Source organism: Paraburkholderia sp. XV, from assembly GCF_020177535.1.
Classification (GTDB): Bacteria; Pseudomonadota; Gammaproteobacteria; order Burkholderiales; family Burkholderiaceae; genus Paraburkholderia; species Paraburkholderia caribensis.
The window spans coordinates 1-20,810 of sequence record NZ_JAGUUD010000129.1 but is presented as its reverse complement, the minus strand read 5'-3'; the positions used below and the strand labels follow the sequence as shown (position 1 = coordinate 20,810).

Here is a 20,810-nt window from a genome sequence, read left to right as displayed (position 1 = left end):
GCGCGCGGCTAACGATTCCTTTAACCGCCTCGCCCACAAAAATGCGGACAGGCTCGAAGGGCCTGTGGTTTTTCTCTATTCTGTCGAGGCGACGTTGCGCGATCAGATACACAACCACGCTCGCGGCATGGCAACCACGCCAAGGTTTGGCTGCACCCCCAATATGGATCGGACATGTGACGGCTTCAATCGTTAAGAGCACCATTGTGAATGTGCGATTCACGGGGGCATACATGTGAATTTCGAAGGAAACCTGCCCAGTTCGTCGCGACGGATGATTGGATCTAAATGGAGTGCATGTCCGGAGCGATCCTCGCCGAGATCCGCAGAAAGCTTAATCCACCAGTCTAGGGTTCTGGGAGGTCAACTCAGCACAAAGTTGCGGCGCAGGATTCCGCGGCTCTTCCCACCCGAAGTATGAAATTTAAGTCCCCGCGCTTTTCGACAGCAAGAAATACAACGACAACGATCCATGGCATCCCAACTTTCATGGCTTGATCACGACGCATCCGCGGCGCAGCGTAGTCTGCAGATACTGTCGCTCTTCAACGAACCCGATGCGCGGGACGAACTGGGCATTGGCGGCATTCGCGATTCCATTGCGGATCAGCTGTTTCCCGGCACGTCCACAATCCAGACGCGTCTGCGCTACGTATTCTTCGTGCCGTGGCTACTCGATCAGCTCGAGTCGCGCAACACATCATCATCAGCGTTTCCCGGTGCCGCTCGCGCGTCGGAGCTCCGGCTGCTCGAGCAGCTGATTGCTCATGCGCCTCCGAACGAGCCCGGTATTATCGGGCGGGAAGCGCGCGGAGACCTCAAACGCCTTCCGAGTTCCGTCTACTGGGCGGCATTGGGGAGCTGGGGGATGCGGCGCTCGCGTGTTTCGCTGCAGCAGTACTACGGTCTTGCAGACCGCCGATACGCGCAACGTCGCACTCTGCGCAGGCGCGACGACGACGAAAGCTACGACGGAGATCAGACCGGCCGTCCATGGGACGAAAAGCTCGTCGCATTGCGCCCTGAATCCTTTCCAGTCACGGCGAGCCTGCAGCTCACGCGCGACGAAGCTGCATTCCTGCTCGACCGCTGGACGCTGAAGCATGGGGATTCGCTCCTCACCCGGCTTGCACATGAGCTCGCCAAAGGCGCGGCAGTATCGGACGCAGAGCAGATCTGGATGCATCCAGACAGGGAGCAGTTTCCCCGGACGATCCGGTCGCTGATCGACGATGCCCATCGCCTGAGCGTTCTCATCCGCGGCGCGGCGCTTCTCTACAACCTGGAGCTTGCCAGGCTCGCGCCGCGGCGCGAGAACATCATTGATGAACGTGCGCCGGAGCTGGCGGCATGGGCCGAGGAGGAGTTGCCCCTTTGCGCCGGCTGGGATCTCAATTCATTCTGGGCTCGCGTGGTAGGCAAGGGTCACACTATCACTAGACCCACGCAGGATTTCGTGCGCAACTGGCTCGACCTCGCCCTGCGCGAACACAAGGGGGTGGCCGAATCGACCGATTGCCGCCAGCTCATCCGGACCCGAGAGTCAAGCATCAAGACCGGGGGCAATCGCTCGCGCTTCGGGAACATGGCCGCGCGCGCTCAATGGAGCGGCAAGGCTGGGCTCGTACCGCTCAGCTATCGATGGCCTGTGGCGCGTGATTTCCTTCGCGAATGGCACGCCGGCTGGAGGGCCGCATGATCAATCCAGAACAACGCAGCCTGCTCACCGATGCGCTTACGCCGCCGGATCGCTATCGCTATGAATGCGGCGTCGCGACGACCTATTCGCTCGACCTGATCACGTTGCTAACCTTACCGCTACATCTCGCGCGCCGCGATGCCGAGGGTACGTCGCCTGACCGGCATGATCCGTTGCCGGTACTGGATGCGCTCAGACGCATGGGCGACCGGTTGACAGTCGTGTGCCAGCGCGGACGTCTGCAGGTTCCGCGCAAATCGAATGCGCTGCTGGGACTGCTCGAGGACATGGTCCATGAAACACAGGCACCGCATGAAGGCGTCTTCCACCCGAAGGTGTGGCTGCTGCGCTTTGCGCCGGACGAGCCGGACGGGAAAGCAGCGACGCTCCTGCGCCTGCTCGTCCTCACCCGGAATATCACCGACGACCGTTCCTGGGATCTCTCGCTGTGGCTGGAGGGCGAACGGGGCAAAAAGCCCGTCGGCACCAGCCGGCCGCTCGCGGCTTTCATCGAATGGCTGAGCCGCACGGGCAAAGAAACGATGAGCGTCGCACGGCGCGAACAGATCGACCGGCTCGCCGTCGATGCCCGGCATACCCAATGGACCGCGCCTGGCAGGTTCAGTGAAGTGCGCTTTCATCCGCTCGGCATCGGCGCAAAGGCGACGCAATGGTTCCCGGAGCCCGCGAGCGGCTTGCTGTGGGACCAGCTCGGCGTAATCTCGCCATTTGTCTCGTCGGACGCGCTGGACGCGCTCTCCTCGCGCGCCAGAGAGTCGCTCTTTCTGGTTTCACGTGCTGAGGAGCTCGACCGGTGCGCTTCGCACGGGTGTTTTTCGGACGTGCGCGTGTTGAGCGACCACGCGACAAGCGGTGACACGGAGGACGATGCCGTCCACCGTCAACGTGGCTTGCATGCAAAGGTCTATGTCGGCAGGCGGGCGTGGGACACACATCTGTTTGTTGGATCGGCCAACGCGACGGGCGCCGCGCTCGCGGCCGGCCGCAACGTCGAATTTGTGGTCGAACTGATCGGCCGCACAAGCAGGGTCGGTGGACCGTCCGACTGGATCGGGGGGGGCGGGATTGGACCGTTGCTGGAGCCCTATGTCCGCTCCGTGCCTGTTGATGATCACGCTGGGAAGGACGAACGCGCGCTGGAGCATCTGCGCGACGAGCTCGCTCGTGCGCCGCTGGCCCTGTATTGCGAAGAAGCGGAACACGGCTGGCGTGTTGTCCTTCGCGGCATCGACGGCGTTAACTGGAACGGCGCGGCGGCGCGCGCCTGGCTCGTGTCATCAGACGAAGCGCTCGCCGTCCCGGTTCGTCCGGGACCGGTGAATGTCACCCAAGATCCACCGCAACAAGGTGTTTCGCTTGGCGCATTCGCCCCCCAGCACATCACGTCCTTCACGGGGTTCTCGCTCACGCGGGGCGAGGCCGCGTTGAGTTTGGCCCTGAAGCTGCCGCTCTTCGGTGGACCGGAGGAGCGGGATCTGGAAATCCTTCGCGCAGCGATCCGCAATCGTGACGGACTGGTCCGTTATCTGATGCTGCTGCTCGGCGACTGGGAGGGTGATGATGGCAACGGGCAGGGCGACGGTCTGTCGCCTGGCGATGAACGGCGGCCCCAATTCAACGATGTGCCGCTCTTCGAGATGCTTGCCCGTGCCTATGCGCGTGATCCCGAACGCCTCGTGCAGATCCGCGATCTCGTGGAGCGCCTGCGACGTCCCGACTCCAATGAGTGCGGGAGCGAGCCCATCCTCACGGCTGACTTGATGGAACTGTGGTCGGTCTTCGAATCAGCGCTCGCAGAAGGGGAAGCATGATGACGCGCAACGTTGCTGCCAGCATGGTCCTGAGAGGACTCAAAGACTTCCAGCGGGACACCGTCGAATACGTGTTCAGGCGCATGTTCGACGACGCTAAGCCAGCCACGCGCTTTCTCGTCGCGGACGAGGTGGGCCTGGGCAAGACGATGATTGCGAAAGGTGTGCTCGCGAAGATCATCGATCGCTACGCTCGGACGGATGAGCGCATCGACATTGTCTACGTCTGCTCGAACGCCGAAATCGCGACGCAGAACATCAGACGCCTGCTGTTGCCGGGCCAGTCAGCGATGTCGAAGGCCAACCGGCTGACGCTGCTCCCTCTTTACACCCGGGATCTTGAGCAGAATGCGGTGAATGTAATCGGCTTCACGCCTGGCACAGCGCTGCCGTCGAACAACGGAGCAGGGCGTCGCACCGGGCGCAAGGAGGAGCGCCATCTGATCTATCAGATGCTGCGGGACCTGCCCGATGTGTCGGAGCGTGGCCTGCTCCGCGCGCTGAAAGCGACGGCTGGCGACGATTGGGAAGTCGAGGCAAGAGAGTCACTCGAGTATGACCGGGGCATCGCGAAGGCCTATCGGCAAGCGATCAGGACCGATCGGGCACTTTTCCGCGAACTGCGCGACATTGCAGATATCCATCATGATGGACGCAGGACCGTGAGCGATGAGGACAGGGAGCGCCGGGCGGCGCTCACTGGCGAGCTTCGCACGCTGCTCGCGCGGACGTGTCTCGTCGCGCTCAAGCCAGCGCTGGTGGTTCTCGATGAATTCCAGCGCTTCAATGATCTGTTCGACGATCCCGCGGAGACCGAGAATCCCGCCGCTGAACTCGCGCATCAGTTGTTCAACTACGAAGCGCGCACCCGCGTGCTGCTGTTATCCGCGACGCCGTACAAGATGTACGCCCGCAACGAGGAGAGCGAAGATCATTACGACGACTTCCTGCACACGCTGAAATTTCTCTATCCGGGCGAGCAGGCGAAAGTCGACGCGCTGAAAGCCGACATCAGCGCCATGCGCACGGGCCTGCTTGGCGCTCGGGGAATCGGGGATTTCGCGGCGCTTGAACCAGTCAAGGAGCGGATCGAGCGCACGCTGCGGCATGTCATGTGCCGGACGGAGCGCGTCGAGGCCACACGGCGCGCGGACTCCATGGTCCGCGAAAGCCTGCTTGTACCGTTTCTGCGTCCGCGCGATCTGGCTGATTTCCGCTCGCTGGAGTCGATTGCGCAGGCCATCAAGGAGCCGGAGACGATCGAGTACTGGAAATCAAGCCCGTATCTGCTCAATTTCATGGATGGCTACAAGCTCAAGGAGACGGTGTGTGAGCAGGTTGCACGCACGTCTTCTCCCATTCATGCAGCGTTTGCGCAGCGTAGACTGGCACTTCTGAGTCAGAATGATCTCGACAACTACCGTGAGATCGATCCCGGCAATGCGCGGCTTCGCGCACTGATCGGGCGCATCGATGCGGACGGCCTCTGGAAGTTGCTCTGGATGCCGCCGTCGCTGAACTACTGGCAGGCGGGAGGCGAGTACGCCGATGTCGGTCCCGTCAGCAAACAACTCGTGTTCTCAGCCTGGAACGTCGTGCCCGACGCGCTCGCCGCGCTGCTGTCCTACGAAGCCGAGCGACGGCTGACCCGGAATTCGAAGCGCACCGTGACATACGCAAACATGCCCGATCGTTTTGCGCAGCAGTTGCGCTTCCCGATCAGACGCGGGAGTGGACCGTCCGGCATGTCCGCGCTCCTTCTCGCATTTCCTTCGCAAGCATTGGCGCAAATGGTCGATCCCCTTGCGCTGCGCGCCGCCGTGGGCGTGGGCGTGGGCGTAATGCCAGCTTATGCGGAGCTACGCGAGCGGGCAATGGCCATCATCGAACCTGCGATCGAGCCGCTCATCGATCGGAGCGTCAAGGAAGGTCCGTTCGACAGGCGCTGGTACTGGCTCGTGCTCGCCCGCCTTGAGGCAGGCCTTCATCCAGCGGCACGCGAATGGTGCGCGCTTCGCTGGGCTGAGGCGCGCAGGGTGCGTGGCAATGAAGAGTTCGATACTGAAAGTGCGTTCGATGCGCACGTCAGACTGTGGCTCGACGCATGGGACGGCAAATCCGAAGACATGGGTCGCGTGCCCGATGATCTTGTGACTGTTCTTGCAAGCGTCGCGCTCTGCGCACCGGCTACCTGCGCACTTCGGACCCTGCTGCGCGTATGGCCGCACGACATGGCGCCTGAGGACATGCTGGACGCGGCGGCGCGCATCGCGGAAGGTCTGCGCAGCCAGTTCAACTCGTCGCGCGCGGTCGCCATGCTCAAGACTGTCGAGGACGAGGATTCGTACTGGCAGAGCGTGTTGCAATATGCCGCCGACGGCAATCTGCAGGCACTACTTGACGAATACGCGCACATACTCTTCGAGTCGAGCGGGCTCGCTGATCGCACTGCGGAGGCCGGATGTGAGATGCTCGCCGAAGCCATGTATGAAGCCATGTCCCTGCGCAGCGCACCGTTGCAGCCTGATGAAGTGGAGTTCAAAAACGACCTGCTGGGCATCAAGCCATTTGAAACGCGAATCCGCACCCACTTTGCATTGCGCTTCGGTAACCAGCAGGGGGAAGACGGGGCGCTTGCGCGCAGGAAGGTCGTGCAGGCAGCGTTCAATTCGCCGTTCTGGCCGTTCGTGCTGGCGTCGACGTCTGTCGGTCAGGAAGGGCTCGATTTCCACAACTGGTGTCATTCCGTTGTGCACTGGAACCTGCCCTCCAATCCCGTTGATATGGAGCAGCGTGAAGGGCGTGTGCATCGCTACAAGGGCTATGCGGTGCGCAAGAACGTCGCTCGCAGGCATGGACCGGCAGCATTGCGGCACACACGCGGCGATCTCTGGAATACCCTGTTCGATCTCGCCGTCCAGGAACGCGCGCCCGGCACTAACGATCTGATTCCCTATTGGATCTACGAAGACGATGACGGCGCATATATCGAGCGAACGGTGATGATGCTACCGCTCAGCCGGGACGAGTCCCGCTACCGGCAGCTCAAACGCAGCCTCGCGCTGTACCGCCTCGTGTTTGCGCAGCCGCGACAGGAGGACCTTTTATCCTGCCTCGAGCAGAACCTGAGCGAGGAAGACGCAGCGGCTTCAGTCGGGCGCTGGCGCATTTCGCTTGGCCCACGCCGCGCTGACGGCGAGGGCGGCGCTGACGGCGTTGACGGATCGTCGAAAGGCGAAGGGGCTACATGATTTCCCGACGCCGCGTCGTAATGCCAAGGTTAGCCGGGCGGGCTGTCACGCCCGGTGTCGCCCCGTCTGCTGAATGAACGCCGTGCACGGCAGCGTTTGTCGAATTTAAGATCCGCTGAATAATGCCGATAATCCGCTTGCATGCAGGAAGCGTTTCAACCGCAATTGAATCCGGGCCCAAGACAGATCAAGAATATGCCGCTTACCATTCATACGTTGGGTAACCGCGCTCCCTTCCAGTATGAAGGCTCGCTGGCGGTGGGCTTTCACTTCTGGATAGGAGCCGATGGAACGCACGAGTTCGTCGCTTCCGAACTGCTTGAACGGCTGATCGGGCATTTCCGTGCTCAGGCGGGACCTGTCGCCGTCGGTGCGTCCCGCGACAATCCGCCGGCCGGTTCGATCGGCGCATGGTTGATCGAGAACCGGCCCGGCCGCCAGCTCGCGTCGTATGTTGCCGCTGTCCTCGTTGAAGAACGGATTGCGGTCATGGCAGGCGACCGGCTCGCCTTCCCGGCGCCGACTCGCCGCAACCCATAACAGGAAACTTCGCACACGGCCGACTGGACGCACATCGGGTCGCGCGCTCGCCGGGACGACGGCAGTGCTGCTCCGCAGTCAGCAGAATGTCGACGCCGCCTCAACATGACCGCAGAAGACTCTACAGGGTCGAAGCATGGCAGTGCTTCATCCAACATACAGTTCGGCGTCTGGCTCCCATTGCAGTGCTACGAGCTAAAGATCCGGCACAAACTGCTCGCACAACTCGGGCAAATTTCGCATTTCGTTATCCTTTGCCAGAGCCGAAGCGACACGAATTCTGCTGATCTGTCGGCCATCACGTCTCTCGGTCGCGCGCAACTCGAACCCGTGCTTGAACGTCTTCGCGGGCTGCGGATTATGGATGATTCGGGGCTGACGCGTTCCGGCCGCCAGTACGCGCATATGCTCGCGACACTTCACGAGCAGAAGGCGCGACTCTGGATGGACACGCAGCACGACCAGGCGCCGGCACTGTTGCATGGCAACCACCCGTCTGTCACAACGATTCCCCGGGATCAGCTCGTTGTAGAAGGTCGCCGCGAGCAGGACGGGCGTGCGCCAAGGGGTCGCCGGGTCGATCTTGAGCGTCAGCTCGCACGCATGAAGCACTACGATTTTCAATGCGCGTGGCTGCCATTCTTGTTTCCTTCGTTCGCAGAACTTCCCCAGCACCCCGACGAAGGCTGGTGGCGCGAGTGGGAAATGGAACTGACACACTGCAGCGACGCTTTTACGGATAATGCACGCTACGTTACCCGCGACTCCGTCGGCAGCTTGCACGGGCCGGACGCGGCGCTGCGCGGCGTGGAACTCACCCTGTCCACCGGGGCCGAAGCGCAGTGCTCCCAGCCCGCGCTGGAACTCGACAATGCGGTCATGGAGTTGCGCACGCGATACGCACTTCCCGATGGTTTGCCCACAGCCCTCGCGCCCGTCGTCCCAGATGAGTGTGTGCTCTACTACGACTTTCTTGACGAGTCCGTCATGCAGGCACAGCCGCCCGCTGGCGATGGCACCGGCTACACGCTTGTCTTTCCCGACGAAACGCTGCACGAGGACGTAGCGGTGAGCGCACTGTTCGCGGCGCAACGACCACCCGGCTCGAAGGAAATCGACATGCTCAATCGCATGCACGTGTTCACGCCGCGGTGGCGCAGGCGCGCATTTCCGTGGACGGCCGTCTATTCCGCGCTCGCCACGTTGGATAACGTCTGGATACCCCAGAATCATGAGAACAGTTGAGATCTTCAGGCAGATGGGCGACGAGGTGCTCGACGACCCACGCGTGCTTCGCTACGGGATGATCCTTGCGAAAGGCGGTGTCAGCGGCCTACGAGGTCTGGACCCGGTTGCGGTATGGATCGACGCTGCTATCGCTGTGTTCGACGCATGCGACAGCTACATGCGGTATCTCACACAGAAAGAACTGAACAGGCAGCTTGAGTTAGCCAATGAAGAGTTGCGCGAGACAGCGAACGGCTATCTGCGCATGATCGAACTGGACCACGAGACGATCCGCCTCGACCAGGAGCACCGGGAGGCGGCGCTTGCGAGAAGTCTGGAAAGGCATGCCCGGGAACGCGCGCAGATCCTTGAAGCGATCAAGCGCAAGGTCGAACTTGTTTTCCGCGTTCATCGCATGGTTTGCGAGGCACGTCTGCGTGGCTACACGCAGGAACTGGACAATCTACAGTCGATCCTCGATACGCTGGTCGGATCGAGCCTCGCCTGTCTGAACGAGAACATCCAATAAGCAGTACCTATCCCCGAGAGGACGACATGGTCAAGTCTGTAAAACCCCCCATCAACACCCGGCGCACGCCCACGGTCAAAAAATCAGGCGGTCTTCTGTCGAAGGTCGAGCCTACGCACGTCATTCAGGCCGTCGATTCGGCCACGGGCATGTTCAAGAGCATCGCGGACTACGGCGCGGAAAGCCAGCGCACCGAACGGGCACGGATCGAAGCCGAGACCAAACGCCTCGAAATAAAGGCCGACGTGCTAAAACATGGAATTGACTTCGAGAAGAAAAAACAGGAACTGCAGAACGAACGGAAGCGGGACGAGGATGGGCACATCCGCGACCTGCGCCGGATCGACAATCGCCACGATCTTGCCATGAAAAACGAGAGCGAGCGGTCGCGGCTTCTGGACATGCTGGAACGGGGGGAAATCACGGCGGAGGAGTGTCGCGTGCTGCTTGATTCGCGCGATTTCACCAGCCAAACTGACACGGACGATCGCTGACCCATGTGGCCGCTCATCGGACTCGCCGTCTTCGTCGCGGCGAAGGTTGTCAAGTGGATCTTCAACTCGATGTCCGAGGAGGAGGCCGAGCGCAGCGAGACGCTGCGGGAAGAAGCGGAAGCCATCTACCAGGAGTATGAAGAGGCCTGCAGGACGAAGCAGGCGGACCTCAAACGGTGGACGACGGAGAAGGCGGGCCACTGGCGCAAGAAACTGCTGCAGGCCCTCAATGATGACCGCGGAAAGATTGCGCCGATCCGCGAAGGCCTGGACGACCTGTACGAGGTGGTGCGCACCGAGATTGGCGCGGACACTACGAGCCCATTCCGGCGCCTGGCGTTGCAATACGCGTTTTGCCGCATCGAGGATGCAAAGCTCAGGCTGGAGGCGTACGCCGCATATCTCGACCATGCGGAAGCTCAGATCGCACGTGTGACCGATGGGGCAGCCGTACTCAAGCTACGGCCGACCGAGCCATTGCTGCCGGATGAGTGGCTTTACCGCGGCAAGCTGGTGATCGTTAGCCTTGATGAAATCAGAAAGCCGCTGCCCCGGTTCGGGCACCGGCTGCTCTTTGGACGTCATGAGAGCAGGCAACTCGCGCTCGCTGTGCCATTCGGCGACGAGATTCCCGTGATGATCACGGGTGCACACAAACATCAGGAAGGGGCATTCTACGGATGCGTTGCGCGTGGTGCCCTTTATTATGAGCACATCATTCCGGGCGAGCCGGTCGCGATGACCGTCACCCATGCGAATCGCATGGCGGTGTCAGGCACCGCATTCGACGAGCTTGTGAAAATCTCGGTACCCGTCACGAAACTCACACACAAACATATCCTTCCGCTTCAGGGACAGACGCTATTCGTCTATCCCGATGCATTCAATATCACGCTGGACAGCAACCCGCTCATACCGGAATCGAAGCGGCGCTGGATCGGTGCATCTCAACTGCCGCCGCCCGAACTGGGCGCGTCCTACCAGCATCCGCTTTTTGTCCGTGTGCGGGAGAAACTGCTCGACACTATATCCGACAGTCAGTTTTTCAGTCCCCTCACGCAGTGGAACCTGCTGGTTTGCGATCCGGAGAACAACCAGTACGTGCTTGGGAAATCACATGTGCGTCTCGTCGCGAAAATCGGCGAGCACGATGCGGGAGTGCAGGTCGAAGAGGTGATCCAGACGGAACACATGCAGGTCGGTCACCAGCTTCCTTTTTCCCTTACGCTTGTCACCGACGCGATCGATATCCGTGCGTTGCACTGGCAGCCGGCCATCGACGCGTTCCGGCAATACGCCACGCAGATCGCCCTTAACGACGGGCATGATGCCCTGCGACGCGCGCAGTCCATCTTCATGCGCCGGTGGCAGAGCGTGCTGGAATATCAGCGAGAAGCCGAAAGCGTACGTGCCGTGACCTTCGACACGACGCCCAGTGCGATCGACGACCGGCTCTCCGCGCTTCAAGTCAGTGCAGCACAGATGCGAGAAGAAACGTTTGATGCATCGGCCCTCGATTACCTGCGTCAGATCGAAAGGGACAGCATGCTCCACCGGGAGCATTGCCTGCGCATCGAGCGATGGGACAGTGAGCGCCTTTCCTATATTCCGGCGGTACCGGAGCGCCATAGGGCATCCCTCGAATACGAACTGACCGACGAGGGAACGCTTGCGATACGCGGACAGTTCCCGCGCGAATGGCAAGAGTCTGAGGGGCGCTACCGCTTTCGCGTGCAGTTGCCAGCGACGGCGCTGAAGCGCCAGCAGCGTGCGCTCGACGATTTCTTTTATGATCGTCTGGTGCAGCCCGCGCTGAAAGACATCCTGCTGTCCCCACAATCGTACCTGCCCGTGGAGGACCCTTTCTGGGCAGGGCGCGAGATCCACTGGCGGGGCAAGCTCTCGCCGTCGCAACGGGATGCCGTCAGCATGGCGCTAAAGGCGAAGCATCTCGCACTGATCCAGGGGCCGCCCGGTACGGGCAAGACGACGGCCATCGTGGAGATGCTGTATCAACTTTTTACGGCGAACCCGAATTGCCGTGTGTTGCTGGTTTCGCAGCAGAACACCGCCGTGGACAATGCCCTCGAACGCTTTATCCAGCGCTTTCCGGACCTCGCGCAGACAGCGGTACAGGTCATTCGCATTGGCAACCCCGACAAGGTAAGCGCCAGCCTGAAGCGCTACCAGTTTGACGAACGATATGCGCAGTTCGTCGAACGGCTGTCGCAGGATGCGCGCAGGAAGGTGCTGGAAACGGGCAGTGACAGGCACGACATTGCGTGCCAGTGGTCGACCGTGATTGACTACGTGATGAACACGCCGGACAATCTCCTCGACAGGCCGACGCTCGAAGAGCTCAGCACGTTATTGCTCGCCGACAAGAATCTGGTGGGCGCCACGTGCGTGGGCCTGTCCACCCCGAAGGGCGGCGTGGATCATCTCGTGTTCGATGTTGCCATCATCGATGAGGCCGGCCGCGCGACCGTGCCGGAACTTCTGATTCCGCTGCTTCGCTGCCGCAAGGCGATCCTGATCGGTGATCACTATCAGTTGCCACCGTGCGTCTCACCGCTGTTGCGCGAGGATACGGCTCGCGACGTGTTGCCGTTTCTGCGCGAGGCGTTCCTTGAGACGAGCTTTTTCGAACTGCTTTTCGAACAGTTGCCTGCCGGGTCCAAGGCTATCCTGAAGGAACAGTACCGGATGGCGCCTGAGATCGGCGATCTGGTGGGCGAGCTTTTTTACACGCGCAGAAAGGCCCGTACCCTGTTCAATGGCGTGGCCGCAGACGGATGGGAACGCTCGGCGCTAATGTCGCACAGCCTGAACTGGGTGAATGTGAAGGGGCGTCAGACGCGGCCCGCGAAAAGCAGGAGCCTCTGCAACCTTGCCGAAGCGGACGCCATTGTGCACTTCCTGGCGAGTGTGGCTGAGTCCGCGGAACCGCACACTGAGGTCGCCGTCATTACCCCGTACGCAGCGCAAAAGAAGTTGGTTCGAGACAGGCTGAATGCCTACTGCTCGACTCATCCGGAACAGATTGACGTGTTGGAACGCCTCGCGATCAAGGTTGACACCGTCGACGCGTTCCAGGGTGGCGAAGCGGATCTCGTCTGCTATTCGACGGTGCGGACGCAGGGCGCCTTGCAATTCCTGCTGGACCGCAAGCGTCTGAACGTCGCCTGTTCGCGAGCCAGGCACCATCTGGTGTTTTTCGGCGATGCCGGCTTCCTCGAAAACGCCGGCGCGAGTGGAACAGAGGAGAACTACTTCGCGACGATACTGAAGCGTGCGCACCGGCTGAACTCTCAGGTGCCGGTGCAGCGTGACGCGCCAGGAAAGCGACGCGATCGTCCGAGCGTGCCCGCATGAGGTTTCGCACATGCCGGCCTCACCAAATGGTACAGTGGACGGGGGTTGGCGTGCTCCGCGGCCGCAGTCCTCGTTGCCGCCGCAGGCGTTGAGCATCAGTGAACGCTCGCTCAGCACAGGGAAGTCGGTGCAGCGTCAACGTTGCTGACTGGGTGCGTTCGTTCGCAACGGCATGAAGGCAATGTCCGTCGCGTCACTTGTCGAAATTCGCGGACCCGCCGCGTACAATCTCCGGCTGACATGAGGCAGCCTCGCGAAGAACCGGCCATCGCGCAAAAGGTGTGCGCTACGCGCTTCTGTGCGTGTGCGCTGCGGCCCGCGCTTCGGGCGGCCCTTCGCCGACCGAGCAAGCTGCTTTATATATGGCATTTCCTGGAGACAGCGGAGGGCGGGCGTGAAGCCCTGCCGCTGCGAGCGCCATCGCGAGTAGCCGGGAAACGGCTCTACTTTCGCCTTAACTGCTTCTGACTGGTTTTACCCCATGTCCCTTCCCGATATTGACTTCAATGAAATCCGCGTTCATCGAACCAGCCAGGCTGACGCATTCGAGGAGCTATGCTGCCAGCTGGCGGGCGATGAACCGCTGACGGATCGCATCCGCTTCGACAAGAAAGGGCGGGGAGGAGACGGCGGCATCGAGTGCTTTGCCACGCACGCCGACGGCTCAGAAACCGGATGGCAGGTGAAGTTCTACTGGGAGATTGACAGTCTGCTCAGCTCGCTCGACGGATCACTGACGAAAGCGCTTGTAAAGCATCCTGCCATGCACCGGTTCATCGCGTGCTTCCCGTTCGATCTGGCGGATTCGCGCCGCGCTGACGTGACGACGGCGTTCGCAAAATGGACTAGGTGGCGTGAGCGGCGGATCAGCGAAGCCGCCGCAGCCGGCAGAATAGTCGCGATCGATCGCTGGGACGCGCACGAGATCAAACAGAGGCTGACGGACAGCAATCCGAGATCGGCGGGGCGGATAGCCTTCTGGTTTGACGAGGAACTGTTGACCCCCGACTGGTTCCGGAACGCCTTCGAACGGACAGCGGATAGCCTGGGGGATCGCTACAGTCCGCAAACCCACATCGACATCCCGGTGCGGCAGTCGATCCTCGCATCGGTGGGCGACCCCGTGATTTTCGAAGCGCTGAAACCGCTCGCTGCGCGAATAAGGCATAGCCTGCAACAGGCGCCAGACAGCGCGAACAACGCTGCGCGCACCGCCGCGCTGGGCGTTGCGACCGAACTGGACACACTCGCCGATGAGCAGCCGGATTCATTTCCGCTGCTGGAACTGCGCGGCAGGATCGATGCCGTTGCCGGTCTGGCCACCGCGTGGCATGGCGAACTCCGGGACCAGAGGCAAGGTCGTGAGCGTAGCCCGGAGCTGATCGCCGTTTCCAATCTGATGAACGCGTTGCGTGCCTGCGCTCGCAATGTTCGCGCGGATCACTGGACGCATCTCGACACGCGGGCGCTACTCGTGTCCGGTGATGCCGGAAGCGGCAAGTCACACCTGCTAGCTGACGCCTGTGCACACCAGATCGAGAACGGTCGACCGGCCATGATGGTGCTCGGCGGCAAGCTGCCGGATGCCGAACCGTGGGGTGAGATCCTGCGGGACCTCGATCTGCCGCGCCATCTCCAGGTCAGGCAGTTCCTCGGTGCACTCAATGCCGCCGGAGAAGCGGCGGATGTTCGCGCGCTTGTCGTAATCGACGCACTCAATGAGAAGAATGGGCAGTTGATCTGGCCGGAGCGCCTCGCGGGTCTGTTGAACGACCTCAGGCAGTTTCCCTTCATAACGGTAGTGCTGTCGTGTCGGACAACGTATCTGGATGTCGTTATCCCGGACTCACTGGATGCATCGAAGCTGCCGCGGATTGAACATGAGGGCTTCGATGACGACGATGTGATGCGTTATCTGCGTCGGCGCGGCATCAGCGTACCGGAGGCTCCCCGTCAGCTCGATGAACTGCACAACCCGCTTTTCCTCCGTCTGGCCTGCGATGCCCTGAAAGCCGAAGGCGAAGTGTTGATGACGGACAGCCTGAGCGGGATTTCCGAAGCGTTCCGGCTCTTTACCTCGACCGTCACACGACGTATTGAAGCGACCACGAAGGTTTCGCCACGCCGCAACCTGGTTTCGAAAGCGATCGAGGCATTGACGACGGAGATGTCCAGGACAGGGCGTGGAGAGGTCGGTTTCGAGCGCGCTGACGAGCTCGTGCGCTCAATCTACGATGGCAATGAGATCGCGCGTGACATGCTGTTCCAGCTGGAAAACGAAGGGCTTCTCGCCGTGGAGCAGGATTCGTTTTCCAGCGCTGAATCCAGGGAGGTTGTCCGTTTCACGTTCGAGCGGATGGGTGATCATGCAATTGCCGCCAGCCTCCTGAATCGCAGCATGACTTCCGCGGGAGCTGGCGCTGTGTGCGCTCCTGGGTCACCGCTGCACCAGGCGCTGGCTGATCCGCATTCCCGCATCGTTCCGGGGCTTCTGGAGGCGCTCGCGATCCAGCTGCCCGAGCGCCTGGAGCTGGAGCTTCCAGATCTGGCCGGCGTACCGCCACGGTCATGGGTGGACGAAGCATTCGTTAACAGCCTCCTCGCCCGCCGACCGACGGCTTTCCGTGAAAGGACATGGCAGCTCGTGGATGAAATGGGCGACGAGCGCCTGCGTTTCGACACACTCATTGCACTGTCGACTGAGCCGGAGCATCCGTTCAACGTGCGTGTGCTCGACAGCGAACTACGACGGCATGCGATGCCGCAGCGGGACGCCCAGTGGTCGGTCCATCTGGCTGATTCGGACCGTGCAACGACTCTGGTCGACTGGGCGTGGAACGCCGACCAGACACGCGTTACGGCTGCGCGCGCCGAGCTGGCGGCCATACAGCTCACCTGGTTTTTCACAACGAGTTTTCGCGCCCTTCGCGATAGAGCGACGAAGGCGCTTGTCGTACTGCTTGCCGGTCGTCCCGGGCTCGCGATCAGCCTGTGGAACGGGTTCAAAGGTGTTGACGACGGATATCTGACCGAGCGTCTGACTGCCGCGCTCTACGGGGCGGCCATGCAGGGCGTGTGGGAGGAGTACGATCTGTCGGCTGTCGCCACGACCCTCTATCGTGATCTTTTTGCGAACCGCACGCCCCCGGCAAATTCGTTGCTGCGCGACCATGCCCTTGGACTGATTGCATATGCCATGCATCGGGGAGTGTTGGGCCGCGCAATTGAACGCGAAAACATCGAGGGACCCTTTCTCAGCTCCTGGCCGATCGAGCATGTTCCCGACGAAACCATCGAAGCCTACACGCGGCAGTACGGTGACAACGGAAGGTATCCCGACGAAATCGTCAACTCGTGCCAGGACGGTGATTTTGGGCGTTACGTGCTCGACTACGCGGTGCAGGACTGGAGTCCGGCTCTCGTCGGCACCACGCCGCTGCCGAACGCGCTGGATCTGCGGAACGCCTGGTTTGACGAGTTCAAGGTCACGGCGACCTTGGACATGATCGCGGCGCATGACCGGCTCGTTGAAACCATCGCCAGCGAGAATCCCCGCAACACCGTCGTGATGGGGGAGGCGCGCGACCGGATCAGGGCGGCAAAGACGGTCTTCAGGGCGGCTGTCGGCTCGGATATCTTCGAAGAATGGCGGGAGCGAGCCGAGTACTGGCGGGCCGAAGGCATGTACCAGAGCTATGCGCGCCAACAGGGTCCTACCGGGTTCAATCTCGCGTGGGCGCGGCGCTGGGTCGTTAAGCGGGCGCATGATCTGGGCTGGTCGGAGGAACTGCATGGCGCGTTCGACCGGCAGGTCCGTGGCGATCGGAACGAGCACACCCTCGAGCGAATCGGCAAGAAATATCAGTGGCTGGCGCTTTATGAACTGGTCGCGCGGATGAGCGACAATCTCGAACGTCTTCCGGATCGCGACACCGACCCGCTTCGGTTGCGCAACCTGGACCCCTCGCTGCTGGTCGATCATGTTGCTGCAGATGACTGGGAGGAGGTTCCGGCGAAGCCGTTCTGGATCGGCGCGGCACCCGAACTTGCTGCCCGTACGCCCGCCGAGGCGATAACGTGGCTGCACTCGTCCGAGGATATCATCGATGGACTCGAGAACGTCGCTGTCAGGTCCGAAGACGACGACCGTCACTGGCTGGTGCTTACAGGATTTAAGACCTGGCGCACGCCGACGCAGGGCATGCACTGCGAGGCGTGGCGCCGTGTAGCAAGCGTGGTCGTGCGAACGGCGGACCGCGACAGGGCGCTGGAGTTGATGTCGACAGGTCAGATGGCTGGCCCGCACGACGTGCCCGCCGCCGCGGGAGGGGGTTACCGCGTCCACCTCGGCGAGTTTCCGTGGCGATCGCTCGACGAGGGGCAGGATGACTGGATCCTCGATTGGCGCCCTGTCGACCCAACTGTGCGACGCGGGAACAGACTCGCTATCAGGCCAACCACGACGGAGTACAACGCCGAGGCAGACGGTTACGATGGCTCGGTAAGCGATCACATCAACCTGCGTCTGCCGGCGCGGTGGTTGATGGATGGGCTGGGACTGCATCTCACCGACGGTCGCTCGATCGTGTATCAGGATGCTCAGGGGGTCACCCGCTTCATGGATCCGTCCGTCTCGACGGCGGGCGAGAGCGCCGCACTGGTTGATCGGGACGCCTTCCTCAGATTGCTTGAGCGTGAAGGTCTCGTCGCTATCTGGACCGTTGCGGGCGAAAAAAATGCGTACGGTGATTCAGCGAGCGACGGCTTCGGGGGGCGGCTTACCTTTACGCGGCTGTTCTATTCTGACGGAAGTGGGCTTCGTGGTCGTGACAGGCTCGAAACGTTTGACGCCCCCTCGCCACGCCAGCGCGCCGCCTTCCTGGGCGAGTCAGCGGCGGACGCGGGCGAAGTGGACGACGGCCGATGACGTCACGATTTAGCATTTGTTAGGCCGCGACAAGCACCGACACTCGGGTTGCAGCAGGTTGGGGACGATTCGGACTTGTACACACCGCAGGTCCATTCGGCAGTGAGTCCGCGGACCAGATGCATCGTTAATCGCGCACGGCGAGCGACACCGATTGAACCTGGATGGCGACGCAATCCAGCGCCATTGGGGCATTGGCCATTTGCCAGCTTGCGCGTGGCTTAGCATTAGCCATCGGCAGGCGCTCTGCGAGTGCGCCAGAAATCGTTGTGCTTCCCGATTACTGAGATCATCGTTCGTTGGAGTTATTGTCGCGGCCATTTAGCGAAAGCGCTATCGGCTGTTCCGGTAGCTGCGCCCACGAAGCGGGGAAGGGCAGCAAAAACACGATGAAGCCTTCCGCAAGGCTTTGCTGAGCGAATTCAGGCCGCAGTATATCGAACGACCACGGGCAACAAATGGATATCCACGACGTCTACAAGCCACTCAGAAATCAATTGCGGCGTCTCGCCCTTCGGGAATCGCTGGAGCGCATCTGGTGGCTTCAACGTCGTGCCGATTCAGGTGGACAGATTGTATTGCCCGGCGCCGGCGGCCAGCGCTACGAGACCCATGTTTGGGAACTCCATCTGCTGTCCCGCGAAATTTTGCTGCACGCCGGTGGAGATGAGGATCTTTTGTCCACTCTCAACGGAGTGCTAACGTTTATAAATCATATTCGCCGCATCGACGAAGCAATCTCGGAACGCACGATCGACTCCGGCGATAGCGCAATGGATTCACTTCACCCGTTGGTGCACCTACAGGTTCGCTGCCAGCATCCCAATCACGGCGCTGCAATCTTTCGCGCCTATCACATCTACGGTGCGCCGGATGTCGCTCCGATGGTTGAACAGGCTGTGGGGCTGCCAGTGCCAGCCATCTTCACTCTCGCGCTGATTCTGGGAGGCGCGGCGATGCGAGGACCTTATACAAGTCCGGTTCAAGACTATTCAGCATTTGGCATCTCCGGTGAAATGCGCGACACCTTTTTCCAACGTACCGCTGGCACGCCGGAGGGCATTCGTGCCGAGTTACGCGCCGTTCAGCGGTTCGACGAGGCATGGCAGTACACCTGGAATGCGCTGGAGAAGTTTCCGCTGATTCATGTCGATGTCGACGGAACCAGGGGGCTGTGCTGTCCACTGCCGGATTTTCTTTTCCGGCGAGTCACGGAAGGGCTCTTTTACGATGTAGTGGGCAGCGACCCGCGCTTCGGGGACCGTTACGGCAGGGCATTCCAAGACTACGTTGGCAAAGTGCTTGTTGAAGTGTTTAACAATGAACGGTTCACGCTTGAGTCCGAGCGTACCTACAGCGTACGAAAGCAACCGCGACACGGGGTTGATTGGATCGTGAGCGACGGGACAGGCAACCTTTTCCTCGAATGCAAGGCGCGTAGGATGGCGCAACCGGCCAAGGAGGCAGCGGATTCTCATGCCCTCGAGGCATCGATGGACGACCTCGCTCGTGCCGTCGTACAGCATTACCGGAACATCCATGACGCGGTTCAGGGCCTGTCCGCATGGATGCCGAACGGTCTTCCCATTTATCCCGTTGTCGTCACATATGAAGACTGGTATCTCTTTACGCCGAGCGTAATCGAGCGGCTCAATCTCGCGGTAAGACGGCATTTGTCAGAGAAAGGCCTGAGTTCCGACCTACCTGAGACGATGCCCTTTCTGGTTACGTCGATTGCGGAATTCGAGAAGGCCGGCCAGGCGATTGCGAAGATCGGCATAGAGCGCTTCTGCACGGCACGAGGCCTCAACGAACATCGCCATTTCAAGCTAAGTGGGTTCGCCGAGGTTGCATTTCCTGACGAAGAGATTGAGTACAAACCCCTTCTGCAGACTACATGGCGCTCCATGTTTAGCCACGTTCCAGAGGTGTTGTCGCAGTTGGTGTCCGTCGGCATCTAGGGTCCGTGAAGGGAATATTTTTAACCGATAACGCGTTCGGCAAGCGTTAATGCCTTGGACTTTACTGTCGCGGCGAAGCGCATGGGGGCGTGATCGAGGCCAACGAGTCAGCGACGGCGCTTGGGCCGTGCGCGTCTTGGCGATGAAGTTTCTACGCACGTTTGCGAAAGGCTCGGTCCGCTGGAACTAAATTCCCGACGTATGTGCGCTTCCGGAACTAAATGTCCTACCAATGTGCGTCTTTGGGAACTAAATTTCAGACCAACTCGCTTATTCTGGAAGTAAATTCCAGACTTGCCTGCGTTTCTTGGAACTAAAAATCGGACAAAGATGTTGTGCAACCCTGTCCGTTTTTAGTTCAGGAAAAGTTCAATGCTCTATTTCCATAATCAACGACATATTCTGTTATCCGCGGTCGGATTCACGCATCTTAATGTCGTCGGTTGCAGCGACAGATGCGTATAGTTCGCGAGCCAGCCAAGTTGGAACTAAATTTGATACTTGTCGACGGCGTCCGCCGCAGCAGTCTGCTGTCAGCGCTCAGTGCGTCGGATTTTTGGAACTAAAGTCATTACGAAGCCGCGACACACCATTTTCCGGGTTTTTGCGCCCAAAAAGTACGAAATTTAGTTCCCCGCGCTAGTCCCGCCGCGCCCGATTCACGATACCGCGCCACCAGCCGCTCGACCTGGCGTACCGTCAAGCCGAGACGCTCCGCCGCGCGAGCGGGCTTCAGTCCCATGTCCACCACGGACTGGATCATCTTCAGACGGTCGAGTTCGCGCATGTTCAGTGTCACCAGTGTCGCTGACTTCATGGACGGCTCCTGCAGTGCTGCAGTGAACCGCCAGCTTGCCAGCTGCAAAACACGACATTTGTATCTTGCTAGAACCCGACATTCTCATATTGCTCTTACAGACAGTGTCAAAGCCAGATTGAAATGTCGTAGCGCCGGCTATTTACAGATGTCGTGTT

General features: G+C 60.7%; 12 protein-coding genes. 11 read left to right on the top strand and 1 reads right to left on the bottom strand.

Annotation, left to right across the window (positions count from 1 at the left end):
- The 11 genes from KFO72_RS35915 to KFO72_RS35865 form a co-directional block, all read left to right on the top strand.
- Positions 1-196 (top strand): hypothetical protein (locus tag KFO72_RS35915; protein ID WP_225034084.1); only part of this gene is annotated, 196 nt, incomplete at its 5' end.
- 276 nt (positions 197-472) lie between these two features.
- Complete coding sequence (locus KFO72_RS35910; protein WP_225034083.1) at positions 473-1,699, top strand: DUF6361 family protein; 1,227 nt, start codon at positions 473-475, stop codon at positions 1,697-1,699.
- Positions 1,696-3,531 (top strand): phospholipase D family protein, encoded by a 1,836-nt coding sequence (locus KFO72_RS35905; RefSeq protein WP_225034082.1) that lies wholly within the window; start codon positions 1,696-1,698, stop codon positions 3,529-3,531. Before KFO72_RS35910 ends, KFO72_RS35905 begins: the two co-directional genes overlap by 4 nt.
- Positions 3,528-6,782 (top strand): helicase-related protein, encoded by a 3,255-nt coding sequence (locus KFO72_RS35900; protein WP_225034081.1) that lies wholly within the window; start codon positions 3,528-3,530, stop codon positions 6,780-6,782. Before KFO72_RS35905 ends, KFO72_RS35900 begins: the two co-directional genes overlap by 4 nt.
- Positions 6,783-6,923: 141 nt before the next feature.
- On the top strand, positions 6,924-7,322 hold the full coding sequence (locus tag KFO72_RS35895) for a hypothetical protein (protein WP_225034080.1): 399 nt from the start codon (positions 6,924-6,926) through the stop codon (positions 7,320-7,322).
- A gap of 105 nt (positions 7,323-7,427) precedes the next feature.
- Positions 7,428-8,567, top strand: coding sequence for a hypothetical protein (locus KFO72_RS35890; protein ID WP_225034079.1), 1,140 nt, complete (start codon positions 7,428-7,430; stop codon positions 8,565-8,567).
- Between the two features lie 13 nt (positions 8,568-8,580).
- Positions 8,581-9,078 carry a hypothetical protein gene (locus KFO72_RS35885; protein ID WP_225034078.1) on the top strand — a complete coding sequence of 166 codons (498 nt, stop codon included), beginning with the start codon at positions 8,581-8,583 and terminating at the stop codon, positions 9,076-9,078.
- A gap of 26 nt (positions 9,079-9,104) precedes the next feature.
- On the top strand, positions 9,105-9,572 hold the full coding sequence (locus tag KFO72_RS35880) for a hypothetical protein (RefSeq protein WP_225034077.1): 468 nt from the start codon (positions 9,105-9,107) through the stop codon (positions 9,570-9,572).
- A 3-nt stretch (positions 9,573-9,575) separates the two neighbouring features.
- Entirely contained in the window at positions 9,576-12,947 is a 3,372-nt protein-coding gene (locus KFO72_RS35875; protein WP_225034076.1) for an AAA domain-containing protein, read from the top strand.
- A 481-nt stretch (positions 12,948-13,428) separates the two neighbouring features.
- Positions 13,429-17,874: an AAA family ATPase gene (locus KFO72_RS35870; RefSeq protein WP_225034075.1), complete on the top strand. Its 4,446-nt coding sequence runs from the start codon at positions 13,429-13,431 to the stop codon at positions 17,872-17,874.
- Between the two features lie 458 nt (positions 17,875-18,332).
- The gene (locus KFO72_RS35865; protein ID WP_225034074.1) at positions 18,333-19,835 is read left to right on the top strand and encodes a hypothetical protein; all 1,503 of its coding nucleotides are present in this window, start codon (positions 18,333-18,335) and stop codon (positions 19,833-19,835) included.
- Between the two features lie 571 nt (positions 19,836-20,406).
- Here KFO72_RS35865 and KFO72_RS35860 read toward each other — a convergent pair.
- A complete protein-coding gene (locus KFO72_RS35860; RefSeq protein ID WP_412101820.1) occupies positions 20,407-20,652 on the bottom strand; it encodes a helix-turn-helix domain-containing protein in 246 nt (81 codons plus the stop codon).
- Positions 20,653-20,810: the final 158 nt, after the last annotated feature.

Coding starts and splice junctions, on each gene's coding strand:
- KFO72_RS35910 (WP_225034083.1), top strand. CDS start 473: ATGGCATCCCAACTTTCATGGCTTGATCACGACGCATCCGCGGCGCAG.
- KFO72_RS35905 (WP_225034082.1), top strand. CDS start 1,696: ATGATCAATCCAGAACAACGCAGCCTGCTCACCGATGCGCTTACGCCG.
- KFO72_RS35900 (WP_225034081.1), top strand. CDS start 3,528: ATGATGACGCGCAACGTTGCTGCCAGCATGGTCCTGAGAGGACTCAAA.
- KFO72_RS35895 (WP_225034080.1), top strand. CDS start 6,924: ATGCAGGAAGCGTTTCAACCGCAATTGAATCCGGGCCCAAGACAGATC.
- KFO72_RS35890 (WP_225034079.1), top strand. CDS start 7,428: ATGACCGCAGAAGACTCTACAGGGTCGAAGCATGGCAGTGCTTCATCC.
- KFO72_RS35885 (WP_225034078.1), top strand. CDS start 8,581: ATGGGCGACGAGGTGCTCGACGACCCACGCGTGCTTCGCTACGGGATG.
- KFO72_RS35880 (WP_225034077.1), top strand. CDS start 9,105: ATGGTCAAGTCTGTAAAACCCCCCATCAACACCCGGCGCACGCCCACG.
- KFO72_RS35875 (WP_225034076.1), top strand. CDS start 9,576: ATGTGGCCGCTCATCGGACTCGCCGTCTTCGTCGCGGCGAAGGTTGTC.
- KFO72_RS35870 (WP_225034075.1), top strand. CDS start 13,429: ATGTCCCTTCCCGATATTGACTTCAATGAAATCCGCGTTCATCGAACC.
- KFO72_RS35865 (WP_225034074.1), top strand. CDS start 18,333: ATGGATATCCACGACGTCTACAAGCCACTCAGAAATCAATTGCGGCGT.
- KFO72_RS35860 (WP_412101820.1), bottom strand. CDS start 20,652: ATGAAGTCAGCGACACTGGTGACACTGAACATGCGCGAACTCGACCGT.